Annotated in this window: 22 protein-coding genes; 18 read left to right on the top strand and 4 right to left on the bottom strand. The window is 49.8% G+C overall.

The features are described from left to right. Nucleotides 1-29: 29 nt before the first annotated feature. The 4 genes from ING2E5A_RS05030 (at nucleotide 30) to ING2E5A_RS05015 (ending at nucleotide 6,130) form a co-directional block, all read left to right on the top strand. Nucleotides 30-1,070 (top strand): 2-oxoacid:ferredoxin oxidoreductase subunit beta, encoded by a 1,041-nt coding sequence (locus tag ING2E5A_RS05030; protein ID WP_071136464.1) that lies wholly within the window; start codon nucleotides 30-32, stop codon nucleotides 1,068-1,070. 186 nt (nucleotides 1,071-1,256) lie between these two features. Further along, nucleotides 1,257-3,947 carry a 2-oxoglutarate dehydrogenase E1 component gene (locus ING2E5A_RS05025; protein ID WP_231960446.1) on the top strand — a complete coding sequence of 897 codons (2,691 nt, stop codon included), beginning with the start codon at nucleotides 1,257-1,259 and terminating at the stop codon, nucleotides 3,945-3,947. Between the two features lie 18 nt (nucleotides 3,948-3,965). Continuing rightward, the gene (gene odhB / locus ING2E5A_RS05020; RefSeq protein ID WP_071136462.1) at nucleotides 3,966-5,240 is read left to right on the top strand and encodes a 2-oxoglutarate dehydrogenase complex dihydrolipoyllysine-residue succinyltransferase; all 1,275 of its coding nucleotides are present in this window, start codon (nucleotides 3,966-3,968) and stop codon (nucleotides 5,238-5,240) included. Between the two features lie 5 nt (nucleotides 5,241-5,245). Continuing rightward, nucleotides 5,246-6,130, top strand: coding sequence for an EamA family transporter (locus ING2E5A_RS05015; RefSeq protein ID WP_071136461.1), 885 nt, complete (start codon nucleotides 5,246-5,248; stop codon nucleotides 6,128-6,130). 18 nt (nucleotides 6,131-6,148) lie between these two features. Here the strand turns inward: ING2E5A_RS05015 and ING2E5A_RS05010 are convergent, their stop codons facing one another. Continuing rightward, nucleotides 6,149-7,333: a proline dehydrogenase family protein gene (locus ING2E5A_RS05010; protein WP_071136460.1), complete on the bottom strand. Its 1,185-nt coding sequence runs from the start codon at nucleotides 7,331-7,333 to the stop codon at nucleotides 6,149-6,151. A 126-nt stretch (nucleotides 7,334-7,459) separates the two neighbouring features. Further along, the gene (locus tag ING2E5A_RS05005; RefSeq protein WP_143102481.1) at nucleotides 7,460-7,948 is read right to left on the bottom strand and encodes an META domain-containing protein; all 489 of its coding nucleotides are present in this window, start codon (nucleotides 7,946-7,948) and stop codon (nucleotides 7,460-7,462) included. 231 nt (nucleotides 7,949-8,179) lie between these two features. Here ING2E5A_RS05005 and pruA point away from each other — a divergent pair, with 231 nt between their 5' ends. The 11 genes from pruA to ING2E5A_RS15500 all read left to right on the top strand — a co-directional run bounded on the left by pruA (nucleotide 8,180) and on the right by ING2E5A_RS15500 (nucleotide 18,665). Further along, complete coding sequence (gene pruA / locus ING2E5A_RS05000; RefSeq protein ID WP_071136458.1) at nucleotides 8,180-9,817, top strand: L-glutamate gamma-semialdehyde dehydrogenase; 1,638 nt, start codon at nucleotides 8,180-8,182, stop codon at nucleotides 9,815-9,817. Nucleotides 9,818-9,893: 76 nt separating this feature from the next. After that, complete coding sequence (gene cmk, locus ING2E5A_RS04995) at nucleotides 9,894-10,586, top strand: (d)CMP kinase (protein ID WP_071136457.1); 693 nt, start codon at nucleotides 9,894-9,896, stop codon at nucleotides 10,584-10,586. Next, nucleotides 10,579-11,472: a 4-hydroxy-3-methylbut-2-enyl diphosphate reductase gene (locus ING2E5A_RS04990; RefSeq protein ID WP_071136456.1), complete on the top strand. Its 894-nt coding sequence runs from the start codon at nucleotides 10,579-10,581 to the stop codon at nucleotides 11,470-11,472. The genes cmk and ING2E5A_RS04990 overlap by 8 nt, the downstream gene beginning before the upstream one ends. Nucleotides 11,473-11,564: 92 nt before the next feature. After that, nucleotides 11,565-12,548, top strand: a complete 984-nt coding sequence (gene pfkA, locus ING2E5A_RS04985; RefSeq protein ID WP_071136455.1) for a 6-phosphofructokinase — start codon at nucleotides 11,565-11,567, stop codon at nucleotides 12,546-12,548. An 81-nt stretch (nucleotides 12,549-12,629) separates the two neighbouring features. Further along, on the top strand, nucleotides 12,630-13,037 hold the full coding sequence (gene mce, locus ING2E5A_RS04980) for a methylmalonyl-CoA epimerase (protein WP_071136454.1): 408 nt from the start codon (nucleotides 12,630-12,632) through the stop codon (nucleotides 13,035-13,037). Nucleotides 13,038-13,115: 78 nt separating this feature from the next. Further along, nucleotides 13,116-14,678 carry an acyl-CoA carboxylase subunit beta gene (locus tag ING2E5A_RS04975; protein WP_071136453.1) on the top strand — a complete coding sequence of 521 codons (1,563 nt, stop codon included), beginning with the start codon at nucleotides 13,116-13,118 and terminating at the stop codon, nucleotides 14,676-14,678. An 11-nt stretch (nucleotides 14,679-14,689) separates the two neighbouring features. After that, entirely contained in the window at nucleotides 14,690-15,595 is a 906-nt protein-coding gene (locus tag ING2E5A_RS04970; protein ID WP_071136452.1) for a lamin tail domain-containing protein, read from the top strand. A 36-nt stretch (nucleotides 15,596-15,631) separates the two neighbouring features. After that, the gene (locus tag ING2E5A_RS04965; RefSeq protein ID WP_071136451.1) at nucleotides 15,632-16,069 is read left to right on the top strand and encodes an acetyl-CoA carboxylase biotin carboxyl carrier protein; all 438 of its coding nucleotides are present in this window, start codon (nucleotides 15,632-15,634) and stop codon (nucleotides 16,067-16,069) included. Nucleotides 16,070-16,080: 11 nt separating this feature from the next. Further along, nucleotides 16,081-17,238, top strand: coding sequence for a sodium ion-translocating decarboxylase subunit beta (locus tag ING2E5A_RS04960; RefSeq protein WP_071136450.1), 1,158 nt, complete (start codon nucleotides 16,081-16,083; stop codon nucleotides 17,236-17,238). 113 nt (nucleotides 17,239-17,351) lie between these two features. After that, nucleotides 17,352-18,509 (top strand): sodium ion-translocating decarboxylase subunit beta, encoded by a 1,158-nt coding sequence (locus ING2E5A_RS04955; RefSeq protein ID WP_071136449.1) that lies wholly within the window; start codon nucleotides 17,352-17,354, stop codon nucleotides 18,507-18,509. A gap of 12 nt (nucleotides 18,510-18,521) precedes the next feature. Next, nucleotides 18,522-18,665 (top strand): OadG-related small transporter subunit, encoded by a 144-nt coding sequence (locus ING2E5A_RS15500; protein WP_173652379.1) that lies wholly within the window; start codon nucleotides 18,522-18,524, stop codon nucleotides 18,663-18,665. 15 nt (nucleotides 18,666-18,680) lie between these two features. Here ING2E5A_RS15500 and ING2E5A_RS04950 read toward each other — a convergent pair whose 3' ends face one another. Both ING2E5A_RS04950 and ING2E5A_RS04945 read right to left on the bottom strand, forming a co-directional pair. Beyond that, on the bottom strand, nucleotides 18,681-19,565 hold the full coding sequence (locus tag ING2E5A_RS04950; RefSeq protein ID WP_071136448.1) for an NAD kinase: 885 nt from the start codon (nucleotides 19,563-19,565) through the stop codon (nucleotides 18,681-18,683). Between the two features lie 58 nt (nucleotides 19,566-19,623). Continuing rightward, nucleotides 19,624-19,995: a hypothetical protein gene (locus ING2E5A_RS04945; protein ID WP_071136447.1), complete on the bottom strand. Its 372-nt coding sequence runs from the start codon at nucleotides 19,993-19,995 to the stop codon at nucleotides 19,624-19,626. A gap of 154 nt (nucleotides 19,996-20,149) precedes the next feature. Here ING2E5A_RS04945 and ING2E5A_RS04940 point away from each other — a divergent pair, with 154 nt between their 5' ends. From ING2E5A_RS04940 to ING2E5A_RS04930, 3 genes are read left to right on the top strand one after another with little or no spacing between them, the layout of a single operon-like run. Continuing rightward, nucleotides 20,150-20,887: a pyridoxine 5'-phosphate synthase gene (locus tag ING2E5A_RS04940; RefSeq protein WP_071136446.1), complete on the top strand. Its 738-nt coding sequence runs from the start codon at nucleotides 20,150-20,152 to the stop codon at nucleotides 20,885-20,887. A 42-nt stretch (nucleotides 20,888-20,929) separates the two neighbouring features. Continuing rightward, nucleotides 20,930-21,622, top strand: a complete 693-nt coding sequence (locus tag ING2E5A_RS04935; protein ID WP_071136445.1) for a MotA/TolQ/ExbB proton channel family protein — start codon at nucleotides 20,930-20,932, stop codon at nucleotides 21,620-21,622. Between the two features lie 12 nt (nucleotides 21,623-21,634). Next, nucleotides 21,635-22,042 carry an ExbD/TolR family protein gene (locus ING2E5A_RS04930; RefSeq protein ID WP_071136444.1) on the top strand — a complete coding sequence of 136 codons (408 nt, stop codon included), beginning with the start codon at nucleotides 21,635-21,637 and terminating at the stop codon, nucleotides 22,040-22,042. Nucleotides 22,043-22,066 lie beyond the last annotated feature (24 nt).

Genomic DNA, 22,066 nt, shown 5'->3' with positions numbered 1-22,066 from the left:
ATAGCAGTCGGATAACAAAAAAGAGATATATGGAAACAGCAACAGCAGATAAGATCGAAACCAAATATGTCCAGAAGGATTATAAAAGTGATGTAAACGTACGCTGGTGTCCCGGTTGCGGGGACTTTGCCATTTTAAGCTGCGTGCATAAAGCCATGGCGGAACTGAATATCCATCCCCATGAAACGGTAGTGGTTTCAGGAATTGGCTGTTCGTCACGCCTGCCCTATTACATGAATACCTACGGATTTCACGGCATTCACGGCCGGGCAGCTGCCATAGCCACCGGCGTGAAGGTGGCCAACCCCAACCTGAACGTATGGGTGACGACTGGCGACGGCGACTCACTGGCCATCGGCGGCAATCACTTTATCCATGCCGTAAGGAGGAATGTCGACATCAATATTATCCTGTTCAACAACAAGATTTACGGGCTTACCAAAGGTCAATACTCCCCCACTTCCGATCGCGGATTTATCTCCAAATCATCACCGTACGGAACTATCGAGGATCCCTTCCGTCCGTCGGAACTCTGTTTCGGTGCCAGAGGAACCTTTTTTGCCAGGGCTATCGACGTGGACATGAAGAACACCACCGAGATCATGGTCGCTGCAGCTAAACATAAAGGAGCATCGGTGGTGGAAGTGTTGCAGAACTGCATCATCTTCAATAATGGTATCCACGACAAGATTGCCGATCGTGCATGGAAAGCCGAAAAGACGGTGATGCTGAGACATGGCGAGAAGATGCTCTTCGGAAAGGAGAACGACCGGGGTATTGTCCTGGATGGCTGGAACCTGAAAGCAGTAACCCTCGGTGAAGAGGGTTACACGATCGACGATGTTCTGGTTCACGACGCCACTACACCCGACAATACACTGCACATCAAGCTCAGTCTGATGGGTTACGACAACGACCTGCCGGTTGCGCTGGGCGTTATCCGTTCGGTGGATTCGCCATCCTATGATAGCGATTACGAGGAGCAGATTGCCGAAGTGCAAAGGAAAACCGGCAAACAATCGTTTACCGATTTTCTGATGAGTTCTGCCCATATCTGGGAGATCAAATAGGTAACGAACAGGTCATATATGACAGTATAGAAAGGGACGGGGCCTGCTCCGTCCCTTTTATTATCACATATCGGACTATAATCCTATAAATATATTGCAAAAAAGTGAACAAAATCATCATCTTAACAGTTTGAATAGATTAACGATTACAACATACCGATGGATACCGGAAATAAGATAAATTTTATGGATATAGGAGCCATAGAGGCATTGTATAAGCAGTATAAGGAGAATCCGGAAAATGTGGACGAGAGTTTTCGCTTTTTCTTTCAGGGATTCGACCTGGCTATCAAGCACTTCCCGACTAAACCCCGGAAAACGGAGGGTGGTGCTGGAGTTCCGGCCAAGGAGATTGCCGTGATGAACCTGATCACCGCCTACCGGCGCAGGGGACATCTGTTCACCAAGACCAATCCGGTCCGTACGCGGAGGTCATACACCCCTACCCTCGACCTTCAAAACTTCAACCTTTCCGAAGAGGACCTGGATACAGAGTTCGAGGCCGGAAAGGAGATCGGGATAGGCAGGGCAACCCTGAGGGAAATTGTTGAACACCTGAACGAGACCTACTGCAAGTCGATCGGGGTGGAATATCGCTACATGACCAAACCGGAGATCGTACAGTGGCTGCAACAGAAGATGGAGGGGTGCCGCAATCAGGAGCCTCTTTCGGGAGAGCAGAAACTGCATATCCTCGACCGGTTGGTTGAAGCCTCAGGATTTGAGGATTACATGCACAGGAAATATGTAGGACAGAAACGGTTCTCCCTGGAGGGATCGGAAGCGATAATCCCCGCGCTCGATGCGATCCTCACGCTGGGAGGCGACTACGATGTAAACGAGATCGTTATCGGAATGGCACACCGGGGTAGGCTCAACGTGCTGACCAACATAATGAAGAAACCCTACTATCAGGTATTCCGGGAGTTCACGGCAGAGAACTACGAAGAGGAGAACCTCTATGGCGACGTTAAATATCACCTGGGGTACAACAATACCATCGACCATGAGGGACGGAAAATTTCGGTGAACCTGTCGCCCAATCCTTCCCATCTGGAGGCAGTGGGACCCGTGGTGGAAGGGATCGCCAAGGCCCGGTTGGAACTGGCACACGATTACCAGTACAACCAGGTGTTGCCCATCCTGATCCATGGCGATGCCGCCATTGCCGGACAGGGAGTCGTTTACGAAACAATCCAGTTTTCAAAGCTGGACGGATACAAAACGGGCGGAACCATTCACATCGTGATCAACAACCAGGTCGGGTTCACCACCAACTATCTACAGGCTCGCTCCAGCACCTATTGTACCGATATTGCCAAGGTGACGCAGTCGCCCGTATTTCACGTAAATGGTGACGATGTGGAGGCGATGGTCTTTGTAGCCAAACTGGCACTGGAGTTCAGGCAGAAATTCAATATCGATGTCTTTATCGATCTACTATCGTACCGGAAATATGGGCACAACGAGGGGGACGAACCCCGTTTCACGCAGCCCAAGCTGTACGAAATCATCGCCAAGCATAAAAATCCTCGCGACATCTATGCGGAGAGACTGATCGACGAAGGGGTGCTCACCCGGCAGGAGTATGAAACCCGGTTGAAAGGGTTTCAGGATGTGTTGGATCAGGCCTATGCAAAAGCTAACCAAAGCAGAAAGTTGAACATCCACTCCTTCCTCAAGGAACAGTACCGGGAGATCCGGTCGCCACTGCCGGAAGATTTCGAAACAGTTTGCAACACAGCCATCTCCAAAGAGATGTTCCTCGATCTGGCACGACGGATTACCACGTTGCCCGAAGGGAAACGGTTCTACAACAAGACCATCAAACTTTTCTCTCAAAGGGCCGACATGATCAAAACCGATGCCTACGACTGGGCCATGGGTGAGTTGATGGCTTACGCATCACTGGCCAAGGAGAATTATCCGGTCAGGCTGAGTGGACAAGATTCCGAACGGGGCACATTTTCACACCGGCACGCGGAGATCATCACCGAAGACGGGGAAGAGAAATATTTCCCGCTGAAGAACCTGGGAGGCGAACATGCTACCGTACGTGTTTACAACTCACCTCTTAACGAGTATGGCGTGCTGGGTTTTGAGTATGGCTATTCACTCGCTAACCCGTTCGGGCTAACCATCTGGGAGGCGCAGTTCGGCGACTTCTTCAACGTGGGTCAGGTAATTGTCGACCAGTATATCTCGGCTGCACACGAGAAATGGGGCGTCAAATCGGGTCTGGTGATGTTCCTGCCTCACGGCTATGAAGGCCAGGGAGCAGAACATTCGAGTGGCAGGATGGAACGGTTTCTCACCCAGTGTGCCAACCTCAACCTGCAGGTGGTGAACCCCACCACCCCGGCCAACCATTTCCATGTCATCCGCAGGCAGCTGCACCGCGACATCCGGGTTCCGCTGATTCTCTTCACGCCAAAGAGTCTGCTGCGTCACCCCGAATGTACCTCAACCCTTGCCGATTTCACCGAAGGTCATTTCAGGGAGGTGATTGGCGACGACAAGGCGGACCCGTCTAAAGTCTCCAAGGTGCTGCTATGTACGGGAAAGATATACTACGAACTGGAGGCCGCCCGCAGGAAGGCCGGTGCCGGTCATATCGCCGTCATCCGCATCGAACAGCTCTACCCCTTCCCCGAAAAGCAGCTCAAGAAGATTTTGAAAGGATACAGGAAAGATGCAAAGCTTGTTTGGGTTCAGGAAGAACCGTTGAACATGGGAGCCGCATTGTTTGTTAAACAGTGGATGGGCGACTGTAAACTGGAAATCATCAGCCGCCCCCCAAGCGGTGTTACCGCGGAAGGGCTGACAGCTCTCCACAAGATACATCAGGCAGAGATCATAACGGAAGCAATGAAATAGCATAAATCGTAATTCATCATGGCAATAATAGAGATAAGGGTTCCCAGTCCCGGTGAGTCGATCACACATGTCGAACTCTACAAATGGCTGGTTGCTGACGGCGCTGTCGTCACTAAAAACAGTGAAATTGCAGAGTTGGAGTCTGAAAAGGCAACATTGACCCTGGTTGCTGAAGAATCGGGAAAGGTATCGCTGAAAGCTAAAGAGGGCGATAGCCTGGAGGTAGGTTCCCTGGCTTGCACCATCGACACCGCCGTTCAACCCGAAACGGCAGAGCCGGAACCGAAAAGCGGGAAGCCTGCTTCACCGGAAGCCATCAGGCCGGAACAACCGGCAGCAGCCGGACCGGCAACGCCCAAACAGCCCGAAAAAGGGGAAAAACCTGCAACCGGCGAATATGAAAACGTAAAGGTTACTCCCTTGGCCAAACGGGTAATGGAAGAGAATGACCTGTCGGTGGAGGATGTGATAAACGGGCTGCGCCGGCTGAAACGTTCGGATGTAGAGGCGGTGCTATCGGCTAGCGGTGTAGCTCCCGTAAGCGGACTGAAAAAGCCGGCAAGTCGGGAATCCAAAACCAGCAGGATGAGTTCACTGCGCCGGAAGTTGAGTGAGCGCCTGGTTGCTGTAAAGAACGAGACGGCCATGCTGACCACCTTCAACGAGGTAAACATGAAGCCGATCATGGATCTGCGGAAAAAATACCAGGACAAGTTCGTCGAAAGACACGGAATCAAACTGGGCATGATGTCGTTCTTCATGAAGGCCTGTGCCATTGCGCTGCAGGAATTTCCGAGCGTAAACTCGACGATGGAGGGAGAAAACATAACCAGTTATGACTATGCCGATATCTCGGTAGCTGTAAGTACTCCCAAGGGTCTGTTGGTCCCCGTAATCCGGAATGTGGAGAGCATGGGGCTGGCCGAGATTGAAAAGGCTGTCGCCGCAGTAGCCGACAAGGCACGCAAAGGGAAACTCGCCATTCCCGAAATGACCGGTGGAACATTTACAATAACCAACGGAGGTGTTTTCGGATCGATGATGTCTACGCCGATCATCAATCCCCCGCAGTCTGCCATCCTGGGGATGCATAATATCATGGACCGGCCGGTGGTGATTGACGGAGAGATAGTTGTACGGCCAATGATGTATGTGGCGCTGTCGTACGACCACCGAATGATCGACGGGCGCGAATCGGTTGGCTTCCTGGTCAGGGTAAAACAGTTACTTGAAAATCCCACAGATATGCTCTTCGGAAAGAGCAGCGGAGAGAAAGAGTTACTGGAGCTGTAGACCGGATGGGCGAAACCGTTTCAGTGACCATAGCGGTAGGTTTGAGGATACTCTCCAACCCGCTTGCCAATGTTTTCCAGAAACAACTGGCATCACGGGGAAACCATCCGCTGGTTGTCAACTTTCTGACCTATTTCCTGCTATCTGTGGCCTGCGGCATTTCGCTGTTCTTTACAGAGATCCCCTCACCCGACAGCGATTTCTGGCTCTACTCGATCCTTGGCGGAATCGCTGGTGCGCTGGGCAACGGATTGCTGGTAAAGGCACTTCAACTGGGCGACCTCTCGGTATTGGGACCCATCAACTCATACAAATCGGTTGTCGGGATTATTTTCGGCATCTTCCTTCTCTCGGAGATCCCCAATGGCTGGGGTATCCTGGGAATTGCATTGATCATTTACGGCAGCTACTTCGTCCTGGATACAACCGAGGCGAGATTCTCATGGAAATTGTTGAACCGCCCCGAGATACAGTTCAGGATATGGGCAATGCTCCTTACCGCCGTCGAGGCGGTCTTCATTAAAAAGGTAATCGCGGTATCATCGGCCGCGGTGGCCTTTATGAGCTGGTGCCTGTTTGGCGCAATCTTCTCCTTTCTCGTGCTTTTTTCCGGCAAGCTGAACCTTAAATCGGAGCTCGTCAGGGCAACAAAATCGGGCCGGACGGGCAAATTTCTCCTGTTGGCCGGATGTATAGGAATGATGCAACTCACCACCAACTACACATTCGATCATATGCCGGTGGGATATGCCTTGTCGCTATTCCAGCTTTCGGCCATCGTAACCATTCTGTTCGGATACACTTTTTTCCGCGAAAAATCAATCGGCAGGAAGATTATTGGATCTGCCATCATGGTCACCGGATCGGTACTGATCATACTGTTGAAATAGGAAGGATCGTACCGGTCCCTATTTACCCCTCCTTCGCTCAACCTCCTTTTCGATAAGCTTCAACTCACGACTCGACTGGCCCTTGACCGAACTATTCTCTTCTGCCCGGCGGAAAAGATAGGGCATCATGGTCTTCACCTCCCCGTACGGCACATACTTTACCACGTTGTAACCCTTCTCGGCCAGGTTAAAAGTGATGTGATCGCTCATACCGTAAAGTTGCGAGAAATAGATGTGCGGATGGTTGTGGGGCAAGCCCCGTTCATCGATCAACTGTGCAAGCAGGTTCGAGCTCTCCTCGTTATGGGTAGCCACCATAAAGTGGATTGTATCGACATTTTCCACGAAGTAACGGATCGCCTCATTGAAATCCCTGTCCGTAGCCGGCTTGTCTGGCTGGATGGGGGAGGGATAACCCATCTCGGCGGCTCGTGCTCGCTCGATTTCCATATAGGCCCCGCGCACAATCTTCAACCCGAACTTCACCCCCTTCTCGAGTGCAATCCGGTGATGCTCCTTCAACCGGTGAATAGCATCGTGACGGTACATCTGGTAGGTGTTCTGCACAATGGCCGCCTCCCGGTTATATCGCTCCATCATCTCCAGCACCAGATTGTCCAGCACAGGCTGGATCCAGGTATGCTCCGCGTCGATAAGCACCGGAACCCCCAGTTCGTAACCCCGTCTGAAGATAGATTCCACACGGTCGTAAATCCTCTTGTATTCTGCCGATTCATCCTCAGTAAGCTCGGCCTTCTCACTCACCTTTGCAAGCAGATCGAACCGGCCGACACCGGTAATCTTGAATGCACTGAAGGGCACGTTCCGGTTGTTGTGGGCAAACTCCACCGTCCGGATCACTTCGGCGCAGGTGGCGTCAAACAGATCATCACGCTCTTCCCCCTCAACTGCAAAATCGAGGATTGTCCCCACGTTACGCGCAGCCAGTTTTTCAATGGTGGCAGCACAGTCGTCAATCGACATTCCACCCACAAATTGCCGGTAAATGGTTATTCGTAAAATTCCACTGATCGGGAAACGGATGGCAAAGGCGAGGTTGACCAGTTGTTTTCCCGTCTTTACCAGACCGGCATTGTTCATTACCTTAAACAGCAGATGGGCCCGTCTCAATTCGGCATTCGATCTGTTCCGGAAGGCTATTTCTGAATTGTCAAAATCGATAAGATGATGTGTCAACGGCATATATTCTGTTGAGTATTTAGATTTCAGGAACAAAAATAAACAGTTTTTACCAATCTGATTCCAGCCGGCCCCATTTTTTGACCGAAAAATATGTCTGGAGGGAAGTCGCTGGCCGGCCAGGGCGCTTCACTTGTCGGGCAACTTCAGGAAGAGCAGGTATTCGGTATTGGAGTAATAGAGATAGAGTTGATCCGCAGAAGCCTTATATTCATACTTATACACCTTCACCAGCCGGTCCAGATAGAGATTGCCCTCCCTGGTTTCACTCGCCCTGCGGTTGTTCTCGGTATCGATCTGTGAAAAACTGATGTTGTGGTGCTTCAGGTCGCAACTGTAGGTTCCCCTGATCTCGTTGACCGAGGAGATACCGTTAAAAGTGCCGTCGGCATGCAGAGTCAGCGTGAAGGCATTCGGATTTTTGCCCAAGGCCAACTGTTTCAGCTGACTTCCCTTGCTTCCATACCCCTGCAGTTTCCACTTACCGTAAGGCGATTGCCGGTAAAGCGAGCTCTCCAACCCCAGCTCATCGACGCGCGAACAGCCGGGCAGAGCCGACAATATGGCCATCAGAAGCCCGAACAACATTACAATGGTATTCCTTCTCATCCCACTCATAACCAAAACCAAGTTACAATAATACAGATTATAGATGAAAAAATAATAGAAACGCTGCTCCAAAAATGTTAAAAAATATTTCCCAAAACTTTCTCAAACAACCATTAGAGATCCTGCACAAGAGCTGCTTGCTATATTTTTTACAATTTATCCATCTACAAAACCCACTTATCCACCTTTTTTTGTAGATTTGTGACAACAATAATTAACCGCACAAAAATTGTACGCATTATGCCAAAAGGAGTCTACAAATTGCCCGAAATCAAGAACGAACCCGTAAAAAGCTATGCACCGGGATCACCTGAACGAGAAGCATTGAAGCAGAAACTCTCTGAACTGAATAGAGGAGGTTTGGAGATCCCGATGATCATCGACGGGAAAGAGATCCGGACGGGAAATCTATCCGATATCCGCCCTCCGCACGACCATCAACGCCTGTTGGGACATTATCATCAGGGCGACAAAACCCACGTACAAATGGCTATCGAGGCCGCACTCAAGGCAAAACCTGCCTGGGAAGCGATGCATTGGGAAAGCCGTGCGGCAATTTTCCTAAAGGCGGCCGAACTGATTGCCGGTCCCTACCGGTACGATTTCAATGCCGTCACCATGATCGGCCAGTCTAAAAATGCATTCCAATCGGAGATCGATGCCGTTTGCGAACTGGTCGACTTTTACCGGTTCAACGTACGCAATATGTATGAACTCTACGGCATGCAGCCCAATTCGGCTCCAGGAACATGGAACCGTACGGTTTGGCGACCGCTGGAGGGATTTGTCTTCGCACTCACCCCCTTCAACTTTACCTCCATAGCCGGCAACCTGGGTGGAGCCCCCGCACTGATGGGCAACACCGTAGTCTGGAAGCCGTCGAAAACGGCGGTCTATTCGGCTCACCTCATCATGCAAGTGTTGAAAGAGGCGGGACTGCCCGACGGTGTGATCAACCTGGTCTACACAGGTGGCAAGGAAGCTGCCGACGTGATCTTCAATCATCGGGAATTTGCCGGTCTCCATTTCACCGGCTCTACTGCTGTATTCAACGGGATGTGGAAAACCATCGCCGGGAATATGGAGAAATATAGGTCTTATCCCCGTATTGTAGGTGAAACGGGAGGGAAGGATTATGTTTTTGCCGACGCAACTGCCAACCCCAAGGAGGTGGCCACCGCCCTTACGCGTGGAGCGTTCGAATACCAGGGACAGAAATGTTCTGCCGCTTCCCGGGCCTATATCCCCACAACCATCTGGGAGGAGGTACGCAGTTATATGGAAGCGGATCTGCAGTCGATAAAAATGGGCGTACCGGAAGATTTCACCAATTTTATCAACGCGGTTATCGACGAGGAGTCGTTTGATAAACTGGCAGGCAAGATTGCCGAGGCACAACAGTCGCCCGATGCCGAAGTGATCATGGGTGGAAAATGCGACAAGTCTAAAGGTTATTTCATTGAGCCGACCGTTATCCTGGCCAAAAAGCCAGACTACGTCACGATGAGGGAAGAGCTGTTTGGCCCCATACTCACCGTTTATCTCTACGAACCGGAGAAGCTGGACGAGACGCTCGATATTCTCGACACGACCACCGACTATGCGCTTACTGGAGCGATCTTCTCCAGCAACAGGAGCAATATCGAGAAGTTGACAACCCGGCTCACCCATACTGCCGGCAACTTCTACATCAACGACAAGCCCACCGGAGCCGTTGTAGACCAGCAGCCGTTCGGCGGTGGCCGTGCATCGGGCACCAACGACAAGGCAGGTTCACTGTTCAATCTGCTCCGCTGGGTATCGCCGCAGACCATCAAGGAGACGTTTGTTCCACCTACAAATTACCTCTATCCGAACTTTCTGGCCGACGAAGATTAAAGAAAAACCTTGCAATTGCGAAAACATTCCGACTGTGTAGTTGTTTACAAGGTCAGCAATTGTTTTTTCGACAGGGATGAAAAAAATAAATATCGCTGTGGATGGCTTCTCATCGTGCGGCAAAAGTACTATAGCCAAAGGATTGGCAAAGGAGTTGGGTTATACCTATATCGACAGCGGGGCCATGTACAGGGCGGTAGCCCTGTTTGCTTACCGCAATGGTTGGATGACCGATACAACAATTGATGAGGCGGCTTTACAGAAGCACATTTCAGAAATCGTCATCTCCTTTGAGACAGCTCCCACAGGGCAACAGGAGACCTATCTGAACGGCGAGAATGTCGAGCGGGAGATCCGGTCGCTCGAAATTGGAAATGGCGCAAGCCGCGTAAGCACCCTTGGGTTTGTACGGAAGGAGCTGGTGCGCCAGCAACAGGCTATGGGGAAAAAGAAGGGAGTGGTCATGGATGGCAGAGATATCGGCACCGTGGTTTTCCCCGATGCCGAATTGAAGATCTTCCTCACAGCCTCCCCCGAAGTGAGGGCTCGACGTCGCTTCGAAGAACTTCAGGCCAAGGGCACGCCTGTCTCCTACGAAGAGACTCTGGCCAACGTCATCGAACGGGACGAAAGAGACACAACACGCTCGGAGAGCCCGCTACGAAAAGCTCCCGATGCAATTGAACTGGACAATTCAAATGTCACGATAACAGAACAGTTGCAATGGGCAATGGATATGTTTAACAAAATCACAACACAACATGAGTAAAATTGAAATCGACAAGCAGTCCGGGTGCTGTTTTGGTGTGGCCAAAGCCATCAGCAAGGCAGAGGAGGAACTGAAGAAAGGCGGTACGCTATACTGTTTGGGCGATATTGTTCACAATAATGTGGAGGTGGAACGTCTTGCCAAGATGGGCCTGATCACCATCAATCACGAAGAGTTTAAGCAACTCAAGAATGTCCGTGTACTGCTTCGTGCCCACGGAGAACCCCCAAGCACCTACCAGATAGCGAAAGAGAACAACATCGAACTGATCGATGCTTCCTGTCCCGTCGTCCTTGGGCTGCAGAAACGCATAAAAAAGAAGTTCATCACCAAACAGGATGAAGAGGGACAGATTGTGATCTTTGGAAAGAAAGGTCATGCCGAAGTGAACGGATTGATGGGACAGACAGATGAGACGGCCATTGTAATTGAGAAGAAAGAGGATATCGAGAAACTCGATTTCTCACGCGACATCAGCCTCTTCTCTCAGACGACCAAGCCACTCGACGGATTCCAGGAGATCGGCGAGCTGATCAAATCGCGCATGAAAGAGGGTGCGACATTTGAGTTCTACGACACCATCTGTCGCCAGGTATCCAATCGTGTGCCGAACATGCATGAGTTTGCCAAGAAGCACGATCTGGTAATCTTCATCGCAGGAGAAAAGAGTTCCAACGGAAAGGTTCTTTTTGCCGAATGTAAAAAGCACAACGAGAACTCCTACCTGATACATGATCCCGACCAGATCAACCCGGAATGGATCCGGGACGACATCAGCATCGGCATCTGCGGAGCAACCTCAACCCCCATGTGGCAGATGGAGGCTGTCGCCAAAAAGATAAAGGAATTGATACCGGAAACGGAAGTTGAAAAAGCTGCTTTTTAAAGCAGCTTTTTTTTGTACGCCTCCTAAAAAAAAACTACCTTTGCAGCCGATTGTATTCAGGTTCAACCAATTTAAAACGAACGAATTTCAATATGGATTCAAATGTAAAAAGCATCGGTGTGCTCACATCAGGAGGGGATGCACCGGGCATGAATGCGGCCATCCGTGCCGTGACTCGCGCTGCAATTTTTAACGGCATGCGCGTTTTTGGCATCTACAGAGGTTACAAGGGGCTTATAAGCAACGAAATAGAGGAATTCAAGACCAACAGCGTCAGCAACATCATCCAGAAGGGTGGAACGATACTGAAAACTGCCCGTTGTGAAGAGTTCATGACCGAGGCGGGAAGAAAGACGGCCTACGAAAACATGCAACGTCATGGAATAGATGCACTTGTGGTTATCGGTGGTGACGGATCACTGACTGGTGCAGGTGTATTTGCCAACGAATACAACATTCCGATCGTTGGACTGCCGGGTACTATCGACAACGACCTGAACGGAACAGACACCACCATCGGTTACGACACCGCCCTGAATACCATCATGGAGTCGATGGACAAGATCCGCGATACGGCCACTTCTCACGAACGGCTCTTCTTTGTAGAGGTAATGGGACGAAACTGCGGATACCTGGCCCTCAACAGTGCAATAGCTTCCGGCGCCGAAGCGGCAATCATACCGGAGATAAGCATTGAAAAGGATCAGTTGGCGGAGCTCATCAATCAAGGGTTCCGCAAGTCGAAAAGCAGCAGCATGGTTCTTGTCACCGAGAGCGAGGTGACCGGCGGAGCCATGAACCTGGCGGAAAGGGTAAAAAAGGAGTATCCACAGTACGATGTACGGGTCTCCATATTGGGACACCTGCAACGGGGCGGATCGCCTACGGCACAGGACCGGATCCTGGCAAGCAGGATGGGTGTCGCTGCCATCCAGGCGTTACTGGAGAACCAGCGCAACGTAATGATCGGTATCCGGGAGAACGAGATCGACTATGTGCCGTTCAAACGGGCTATTAAAAAGGATCGAGAGATCAGCCCAGAACTGCTTGAGGTTCTCAAGATCTCATCTATCTAAACGTGAAAATAAATTTTATCATACAACTTAAAAACCTTACCTTTGCATTTCTTAAATAAAACAAATATTTAATAGATTGATATGGAATTAACACACATCGAACACATCGGCATCGCCGTTAAAAGCATCGAGGAGCAACTACCATATTACGAGGGAGTTTTGGGTCTAAAATGCTACAATATCGAAACAGTTGAAGACCAAAAGGTAAAAACAGCCTTTTTCATGATCGGTCAAACAAAAATCGAACTGCTGGAACCTACCAGTGAAGAGAGCACTGTTGCCAAATTCATCGAAAAAAAAGGTGAAGGCATTCATCACATCGCATTTGCCACTAAAAACCTCAGCGATTCCCTTAAGGAGATTGAAGCAAAAGGTGTACGCCTGATAGATGCACAACCCCGTGCCGGCGCAGAAGGATTAAACATCGCCTTTTTACACCCAAAATCCACCGGCAGTGTCCTGACTGAACTGTGCGAACATCCGGAATAAGGGTAAACCCGCTGTTGCACAAAAGCGGCAGATGCAGCAACTGAACACAAAATTTAATTCACAACAAACAATAATCTTATGAGCATCCAACTCGAAAAAGTTAAAGAGCTTATTCAATTGCGGGAAAAAGCTCGCTTAGGTGGTGGAGAGAAAAGAATCGAAGCCCAACACTTAAAAGGTAAATACACAGCTCGCGAACGTCTGGCCATGCTTCTTGACGAAGGAAGTTTTGAAGAGTTCGACATGTTCGTAGAGCACCGCTGCCACAACTTCGGCATGGAAAAAAACAAATTCCTTGGCGACGGGGTTGTTACAGGATATGGTACCATCCAGGGCCGTCTGGTATACGTTTTCGCACAGGATTTCACCGTTTCAGGCGGTTCATTGTCCGAGATGCACGCCAAAAAGATCTGCAAGGTGATGGACCAGGCCATGAAAATGGGTGCACCGGTGATCGGGATCAACGACTCCGGCGGCGCACGTATCCAGGAAGGGATCAACGCATTGGCCGGATATGCCGAGATTTTTCAACGCAACATTCTGGCATCGGGTGTAATTCCGCAGATTTCCGGTATTTTCGGGCCCTGCGCAGGAGGTGCCGTCTACTCGCCTGCCCTCACCGACTTCAATATCATGACCCAGGGAACCTCATACATGTTCCTTACCGGTCCCAAGGTAGTAAAAACAGTTACCGGAGAAGACGTTACCCAGGAACAATTGGGAGGAGCCTCGGTACACACCACCAAGTCGGGTGTCGCCCATTTCTCCGCTCAAACCGAAGAGGATGCCATTCAGATCATCCAGAAACTGTTGTCCTACATTCCACAGAACAACCTGGAAGAGCCGCCGACGGTCAAGAACACCGATCCGATCGACCGGCTGGAGGATGGCCTGAACGAGATTATCCCCGACAGCGCCAACAAGCCGTACGACATGTATGAGGTGATCGGTGCCATTGTAGACCATGGCGAATTCCTCGAAGTACATGCCGACTATGCAAAGAACATCATCGTAGGGTTTGCCCGATTCAACGGCCAATCGGTGGGTATTGTTGCCAACCAGCCCAAGTTCCTGGCAGGCGTTCTCGATATCAATGCATCACGGAAAGCAGCCCGGTTTGTACGTTTCTGCGACGCCTTCAATATCCCCATCGTTTCATTGGTTGACGTTCCCGGATTTCTTCCCGGTACCGGACAGGAATATGGCGGCGTAATCACCCATGGCGCAAAACTGCTTTATGCATACGGAGAGGCTACCGTGCCGAAAGTGACAGTTACCTTGCGCAAATCTTACGGAGGAGCACACATCGTAATGAGTTGCAAACAGCTGCGTGGCGACATCAACTACGCATGGCCAAGCGCAGAGATTGCGGTAATGGGTGCAGAAGGAGCCGTAGAGGTACTTTACAGCAAGGAGATTGCAGCCGAAAAGGATCCCGAAAAAGTGGCGGCCGTTGTGGAAGAGAAGAAGAAGGAGTACAACGATCTCTTCACCAACCCCTATGAGGCTGCCCGTTACGGCTATATCGACGATGTAATTGAACCGAGAAATACCCGTTTCCGTGTAATCAGGGCATTGCAGCAACTACAGACCAAGAAGTTGATCAATCCTCCCAAAAAACACGATAATTTACCACTATAATTTAGAACAGCATGAATAAATTTAAACAACTGTTGTTTTTGTCTGCATTGATCCTGCTTGTGGGTTGCGCCGTCAAGGATGAAAATCCACACTGGGTGATCAATGAAGTCATGGTGGATAACCAGACCGGTTACATGGATGACTTCGGGCAACGAAACGGATGGATCGAGATATTCAACAACACTTATAAGACTCAGGATCTGGGTGGAAGATTTCTTACCGACGACCCCAACAATCCAAAGAAATATCCGATTCCCAGGGGGGACGTCCTCACAAAAATCCCGCCCCGTCAGCATGTTTTGTTCTGGGCAGACAATGAACCGTTCAACGGAACATTCCATGTCAATTTTAAGCTCGATCCAACCAAGGATAATTACATCGCGCTGTACGAGAACGACGGCAAGACACTGCTCGACGAGATCGTCATCCCGGCCGGATTACCCACGGACAAGACATATGGCTATCCTACCGATGGCGTCAAATACGACAAGGATGGAAACTATTTGGCAGCCCAGCTTGAAAGGGTGACTCCAAGCAGCAACAATGCAGTTCTGGAAGAGAACCCCAAAGTCACCCTATTGAGTGAAAGTGACCCGTGGGGGGTTATGATGACGATGACCTCCATGTTGGTGGTGTTTGTGGGATTGCTCCTGCTCTATCTCATATTCAGGGCAATCGGCAACACGGCAAAAAGAATCTCCAACAAACGGGTGGCCAGCACCGGAACCCTGTCGGCGGTAAGAAGTGAAAGCCTGCTTACCGGTGAAGTATTAGCCGCCATATCTGCAGCAATCTATGAGTTGAACCAGGATGTTCACGATGTGGAGAGCACCATCCTTACCATCAGTGAAGTGAAACGCAAATACTCACCCTGGAGTTCCAAACTCTACACCTTGCGTCAAGATCCCCGTAGATAATTCATTAATCCACTTATTCAGAAAGAAACATTCCTTATGAAAGAATTTAATTATAAAATCAACGGTGCTCCCTACCGCGTGATTATCAACAGTTCGGACAGTTCAGTCGTTGAACTTGAAGTGAACGGCACACCGTATAGAGTTGAACTGGAGAAGAAGGAGAGCAAACCGCTTTCAAAAATCAAGAAACAGGCCATCACCACGCCTACACCACAAACTGCATCTACTCCGCTTGTGACCAGACCGAAAGAGACTACCGGAAAAAATACTGTACAGTCGCCGCTTCCGGGTATTATTCTCGATATCAAGTGCCAGGTAGGAGATACGGTGAAGAAGGGACAGACCATCATGATCCTGGAAGCGATGAAGATGGAGAACAACATCCTGGCAAACGCCAACGGTAAAATCACAGGGATCTTGGTTAACAAAGGAGACTCTGTACTTGAGGGAGCCGAATTAGTAACCATAGAATAAACAAGGAGAAAATGAATACACTTTTGTCTTTGAGCGACAACCTGAAAACATTCTGGGACTATACCGGAATGGCAAACGCCAGCTCCGGTCATATCATCATGATTCTGGTTGGCTTAATCTTTATTTATCTGGCCATATCAAAAGAATATGAACCGTTGCTGTTAATTCCCATCGGTTTTGGTATTCTTATCGGGAACATCCCTTTCAATGAGGCTGCCGGCTTACAGGTCGGAATCTATGAAGAGGGTTCGGTTCTGAATATTTTATATCAAGGTGTTGTCAAAGGATGGTATCCTCCAATTATTTTCATGGGTATCGGCGCGATGACCGACTTCTCGTCATTGATTGCCAACCCGAAACTGTTCTTGATCGGCGCTGCTTGCCAGTTCGGCATCTTCGGTGCTTATATCGTTGCACTTGCTTGGGGTTTTGCGCCCAATGAGGCAGGTTCTATCGGTATTATCGGTGGTGCGGACGGTCCAACGGCCATCTTCCTCACATCGAAACTGGCTCCTCAATTGCTGGGTGCAGTTGCCATATCGGCATACTCCTATATGGCACTGGTTCCGGTGATCCAGCCCCCCTTCATGAGATGGTTGACAACATCGAAGGAACGCATGATCAAGATGAAGGCCCCACGTGTGGTTTCGCAGACGGAGAAGATCCTGTTTCCCATTATTGGTCTTTTACTGACCACTTTCCTGGTGCCTTCGGGACTTCCCCTGCTGGGTATGCTCTTCTTTGGCAACCTGTTGAAAGAGTCGGGTGTAACCCGTCGACTGGCTGAGACTGCACGTGGTCCGCTGATCGACACCATCACCATCTTGTTGGGACTTACCGTAGGTGCCTCCACCCAGGCTACCACTTTCCTGCGTCCAGAATCGATCAAGATTTTTGTAATTGGTGCTTTCTCCTTTGTGGTGGCTACTTGCGCAGGAATTCTCTTTGTCAAGTTCTTCAACCTCTTCCTGAAAAAGGAGAACAAAATCAATCCGCTTATCGGCAATGCAGGAGTATCGGCAGTACCTGATGCAGCACGGATATCGCAGGTGGTAGGACTAGAATACAATCCCAGCAATTACCTGCTTATGCATGCTATGGGACCCAATGTTGCCGGTGTAATCGGCTCAGCCGTTGCTGCCGGTATCATGCTCGGGTTCCTCTATTGATACCGTTCACCGGACCCAAGTGGTCTGTAAAAGGGCGTTGCCGCAAGGCAATGCCCTTATTGTACAAAATGGACCTACTGCTACAAAATATTTGACATTAAAATCTTTAAACTATGGGATTTGAACAATTGATGCCTGCTATCGCAGGAATGAGATGGCAAGACCTGGTTATGATAGCCATCGGACTAATCCTCATCTACCTGGCCATTGCAAAGAATTATGAACCCACGCTGCTTCTGCCGATGGGTTTCGGGGCTATTTTGGTGAATATTCCTCTATCGTCTGCCATCACACAGCTTGACCCTGCTACCGGGGAGGCGGTGGAAGGTGTTCTCAATGTTTTCTTCAACGCTGGGATTGCAACGGAGATATTCCCCTTGCTCATCTTCATCGCAATCGGGGCGATGATCGATTTCTCGCCACTCTTCAGAAGTCCCTCGTTGCTTTTGTTCGGTGCGGCGGCACAATTCGGTATCTTCATGACCATGGTACTGGCCTCCTGCCTGGGCTACGATCTGAGAGAGGCTGCCTCAATCGGCATTATCGGTGCTGCAGACGGTCCAACCTCCATAGTGGTTGCCTCCCGGTTTGCTCCCAACCTGCTGGGTCCCATATCGGTAGCAGCCTACTCATACATGGCGCTGGTGCCCATTATCCAGCCGCCGGTGATCCGGTTGCTGACCACCCGCAAGGAGCGGCTGATCAGGATGACGGGAACCGGTCATGCCAACAAGAAGATTTCAAAAAAGGCACTGATTGCCTTCCCCATCGTAGTCACCATCGTTGCCGGCATCATTGCACCCTCATCACTAGCCTTGATCGGATTCCTGATGTTTGGCAACCTGATCCGCGAATGTGGGGTCTTGAACAAATTGTCGCTCTCTGCCCAGAACGAACTGGCCAGCCTCGTCACCATTCTGCTGGGAATCACCATTGCCAGCACCATGACCTCCGACCGGTTTGTCAGGGTAGATACCCTGTTGATCATCGCCCTGGGATTATTTGCTTTTATCTTCGACACCTTTGGCGGAGTGATCTTTGCCAAATTCCTCAACCTTTTCCGGAAGGAGGGTAACAAGATCAATCCCATGATCGGGGCATGCGGTATCTCTGCGTTTCCCATGTCGGCCCGTGTTATCCACCAGATGGGACAAAAGGAGGACCCGTATAACTATCTGCTCATGCCGGCCATCAGTGCCAACGTAGGCGGTCAGATCGGATCGGTTGTTGCAGGAGGAATAATTCTCACACTGGTTCCGTTATTCGCTTAAAAACTGAAGCATATGATAACGACAATAGAAAACACCTTGTTGATTGCCGCTATTGGAATAGCAGGCATCTTTGTCTTCATGGCCATCTTTTACCTGCTGATCGTCTGGCTGGACAAACTGCTTCCGTATGAGGAGGAGGCAAAACCGGAGGAGTAAAATTCTCCTCCGGTATTACTTTCTCCTTACATCTACACCCCACAACAGTTTATCGCGCAGAGTCTCGTAAAAGGTATGCCCCTTTCGCTTGACCACCTTAAGCGTAAAGTCTGCTTTCTGAACCTCGATCTCGGTGCGGACATGGCACACTTGCGACTGACCGTCGAGCGATACCAGAAAAGTGTTGCTACGGCTATCGATCATCAACCTGATCCGGGCATCGTCCTGGATGACCAGCGGTCTCGACGTCAAGTTGTGTGGAGCAATGGGCGACAACACAATACTGGGTGAACTGGGGACAAGTATCGGTCCCCCGACACTGAGCGAATAGGCTGTCGATCCGGTCGGCGTGGCGATGACCAGCCCATCGGCCTGGTATGAGGTAAGAAAATCGTCATCGATATAGGTATGGATGGTCAGCATCGATGCGGTGTCCTGTTTCATGATAGCCACTTCATTCAAGGCCCGACCGGGCTCACCTGCCGATATTTCACCTACCGATATTTCGAGCAGGGAGCGCTCCTCTATCATATACTCCTGCGCAAAAATCTCGCAAAGTGTCTGATCCAGGTCGCTGAAATTGACATCGGCTAAAAAGCCCAACCTGCCGGTATTGATACCCAGGACAGGTATACCCGAGTCACCCACAACAGCTGCCGTACGCAGGAAAGTTCCGTCGCCGCCGACACTCAGTGCCAGATCCACCGGTGGAAGATGGTCGAAAAGCAGGCAGAGGGGACGGATGTTGTCCTGTGTTGGTCGCGAGAGTGAACAGAACAGGGTTTCGGGCAAGTAGAGCGCTGCTGGATGTCGCGTCACTGCATGACAGACATCTATCAGTTGATTCTCAGACTGCGAAGTATATCCGGAAAAAAGGCTTCCAAATAGTGCTATTTTCATTTTTTCAGCTTGTCAAAAATATCTATCTTTGCCTTCCCGTGGGGCAAGGGGAACTTTTTTACATCGACAGATAATACAAAAGTTCATCCAGGCGTTCTTTGTGGGTGTCGGTAACGCTCCCCTCCTTCATCTCGTAATGCAGAACCTTGTAATTGAACCGCTCGAGACTCATCAGTAGAGGGGAGACATCCAGCAGGTTCAGTTTGATGGAGAGGATCAAGGTATTGCCGTCGGCCACCGGGAGGACGAAAAGATTCATGACGCGGGCGTTGTTGCTCTCCACGATCCGGGCGATCTCGGTGAGCGTATAATCAGCCAGCGGAATCTCAACCAGAACCAGTGAATTTTCCGTATCGGATAGTCCGAGAAAACTCTCTGCAGTAAAGGAGAGAGACTGTTTCTCTATCTGATGAGTGATAAAATCTTTCATCTGTTTTTTTAGGCAAAACCGTTATTTCGTATTAATTTTGTAACGTCTTACAAAGATGGGAATTTTTTGGTAAAAAACGGCCATTGGCAGTTTTTTATCGTTCCACATCAGGGAAAATAGCAAATATTTTTACAAAGAGAATAAGGTAAAATAAATGACAAAGCTAAGTGTAAACATCAATAAAGTGGCCACCCTTAGAAATTCCAGAGGGGGGAATATTCCGGATGTTGTCCAGGTGGCTATTGATTGTCAACTTTTTGGCGCAGACGGGATCACCGTCCATCCCAGACCGGATGAACGTCATATCCGCTATGCAGATGTGATCGACCTGCAACCCAGGATAAATACAGAATTCAATATTGAGGGAAATCCGTCACCGGAGTTTATTTCATTGATAAAACGGATACGTCCCACACAGGTAACACTTGTTCCGGACGCCCACGATGTGCTCACTTCCGATACCGGCTGGGACACGGTCGAGCACAAGGATTTCCTTACCGATGTGGTTAACGAGTTCCAGTCGATGGGGGTACGCACTTCCATCTTCGTGGATACAAACCTGGAGATGATAAAAATGGCATCGAAAATCGGTGCCGACAGGATCGAACTCTTTACCGGGCCCTATGCCATGGAGTACAAGAGCAACAGGGAAAAAGCCATCGCACCCTACATCGAGGCGGCAACCATGGCAAAGAAACTGGGACTGGGAGTAAACGCAGGGCATGACCTGAACTTGGAGAACCTCAACTATCTCTACGTAAATATTCCCTGGCTGAAAGAGGTATCCATCGGACATTCGCTCATCAGTGATGCACTCTACATGGGGTTGGAAAAAACAATCAAAGCATATAAAAATTGCTTAAATAGGCCACTTGACAGCCCTAAACCTTAGAATATTGTTTATCTTTACAGAAACTTATAATTACCCTACTCGATGAACTTGTTACAAATTGCTTCTGTTCAGGATACATTGCAGCAGATCACGACCTCGGTTGAACCCCAGACAACGACAAATGCTTTAGACCTGGCTTTTAAGGGTGGATGGCTGATGATCGTGTTGCTGGTTCTCTTGCTCCTTTCGGTATATGTATTGATAGAGAGGACATTGGTGATAAACAAAGCCAGACAGGAGGACAGCTCCTTTATGAACCGCATCAAGGATTACATCCTGGATGGAAAAATTGAGACAGCAATGTCGCTTTGCCGGAACACCAACACCCCCACCGCACGTATGGTGGAAAAGGGCATCTCCCGGTTGGGCAGGCCAACAGCCGATGTCATGTCGGCCATCGAGAATCAGGGAAATATCGAGATCTCCAAACTGGAGAAGGGGCTGCCACTGCTTGCAACCACCGCTTCCGGTGCTCCCATGATCGGGTTCCTCGGAACGGTCACCGGAATGGTGAAGGCCTTTATGAGCATGGCAAGCGCCGGTGCAAACGTGGATGTAACCATCCTGTCGACAGGTATCTACGAGGCGCTGGTAACAACCGTTGGTGGACTTGTTGTGGGTATCATTGCACTTTTTGCATACAACTACCTGACAACGCGGATAAAGGGCATCGTCAACAAACTTGAGATGCGTATCATGGAGTTTATGGATATTTTGAACGAGCCGGTGGCATAAAAGGGTAAGAAGATGGCATTAAAACAGCGATTCAATGTAGAAGCGAGTTTCAGCATGGCCTCGATGACCGATGTGATCTTTCTCCTGCTGATCTTCTTCATGATCACATCCACCATCGTAGTCCCCAATGCCATAAAGGTGTTGCTGCCCAAAGCTCAACAGCAGGCCCAGGCAAAACCGATCACCCGGGTTACCATCGACAAGGATCTGAACTATTATGTAGCCAACGCAAACGAGAGAGAACGGAAGGTCACTTTCGAGCAGATCACGCCCTTCTTGCAATCGGTCTACACGGCCGAACCCGACATCTTTGTGGCACTCTACGCCGATGAGGAGGTTCCTTATCGCGAAATAGTGAAGATTTTGGATATTGCCAATCAGAACCGGTTTAAAATGGTATTGATGACAAGGCCGAACTAATAAAAAAGTTCATTTTAAAACGGA

Source organism: Petrimonas mucosa, from assembly GCF_900095795.1.
Taxonomy (GTDB): Bacteria; Bacteroidota; Bacteroidia; order Bacteroidales; family Dysgonomonadaceae; genus Petrimonas; species Petrimonas mucosa.
Note: the sequence above shows the minus strand (reverse complement) of the source record. Positions and strands in the feature narration are given on the sequence as shown.

Bases quoted from the DNA above. Each gene is read 5' to 3' on its own strand.
- ING2E5A_RS05010 (WP_071136460.1), bottom strand. From the start codon at position 7,333: ATGCCGTTGACACATCATCTTATCGATTTTGACAATTCAGAAATAGCC.
- ING2E5A_RS04975 (WP_071136453.1), top strand. From the start codon at position 13,116: ATGAGCATCCAACTCGAAAAAGTTAAAGAGCTTATTCAATTGCGGGAA.
- ING2E5A_RS04945 (WP_071136447.1), bottom strand. From the start codon at position 19,995: ATGAAAGATTTTATCACTCATCAGATAGAGAAACAGTCTCTCTCCTTT.
- ING2E5A_RS04935 (WP_071136445.1), top strand. From the start codon at position 20,930: ATGAACTTGTTACAAATTGCTTCTGTTCAGGATACATTGCAGCAGATC.
- ING2E5A_RS04955 (WP_071136449.1), top strand. From the start codon at position 17,352: ATGGGATTTGAACAATTGATGCCTGCTATCGCAGGAATGAGATGGCAA.
- ING2E5A_RS04940 (WP_071136446.1), top strand. From the start codon at position 20,150: ATGACAAAGCTAAGTGTAAACATCAATAAAGTGGCCACCCTTAGAAAT.
- ING2E5A_RS04960 (WP_071136450.1), top strand. From the start codon at position 16,081: ATGAATACACTTTTGTCTTTGAGCGACAACCTGAAAACATTCTGGGAC.
- ING2E5A_RS04950 (WP_071136448.1), bottom strand. From the start codon at position 19,565: ATGAAAATAGCACTATTTGGAAGCCTTTTTTCCGGATATACTTCGCAG.
- ING2E5A_RS04990 (WP_071136456.1), top strand. From the start codon at position 10,579: ATGAGTAAAATTGAAATCGACAAGCAGTCCGGGTGCTGTTTTGGTGTG.
- ING2E5A_RS05005 (WP_143102481.1), bottom strand. From the start codon at position 7,948: ATGAGTGGGATGAGAAGGAATACCATTGTAATGTTGTTCGGGCTTCTG.
- pruA (WP_071136458.1), top strand. From the start codon at position 8,180: ATGCCAAAAGGAGTCTACAAATTGCCCGAAATCAAGAACGAACCCGTA.
- ING2E5A_RS04965 (WP_071136451.1), top strand. From the start codon at position 15,632: ATGAAAGAATTTAATTATAAAATCAACGGTGCTCCCTACCGCGTGATT.
- mce (WP_071136454.1), top strand. From the start codon at position 12,630: ATGGAATTAACACACATCGAACACATCGGCATCGCCGTTAAAAGCATC.
- ING2E5A_RS05015 (WP_071136461.1), top strand. From the start codon at position 5,246: ATGGGCGAAACCGTTTCAGTGACCATAGCGGTAGGTTTGAGGATACTC.
- odhB (WP_071136462.1), top strand. From the start codon at position 3,966: ATGGCAATAATAGAGATAAGGGTTCCCAGTCCCGGTGAGTCGATCACA.
- cmk (WP_071136457.1), top strand. From the start codon at position 9,894: ATGAAAAAAATAAATATCGCTGTGGATGGCTTCTCATCGTGCGGCAAA.
- ING2E5A_RS05025 (WP_231960446.1), top strand. From the start codon at position 1,257: ATGGATATAGGAGCCATAGAGGCATTGTATAAGCAGTATAAGGAGAAT.
- ING2E5A_RS04930 (WP_071136444.1), top strand. From the start codon at position 21,635: ATGGCATTAAAACAGCGATTCAATGTAGAAGCGAGTTTCAGCATGGCC.
- ING2E5A_RS04970 (WP_071136452.1), top strand. From the start codon at position 14,690: ATGAATAAATTTAAACAACTGTTGTTTTTGTCTGCATTGATCCTGCTT.
- ING2E5A_RS15500 (WP_173652379.1), top strand. From the start codon at position 18,522: ATGATAACGACAATAGAAAACACCTTGTTGATTGCCGCTATTGGAATA.
- pfkA (WP_071136455.1), top strand. From the start codon at position 11,565: ATGGATTCAAATGTAAAAAGCATCGGTGTGCTCACATCAGGAGGGGAT.
- ING2E5A_RS05030 (WP_071136464.1), top strand. From the start codon at position 30: ATGGAAACAGCAACAGCAGATAAGATCGAAACCAAATATGTCCAGAAG.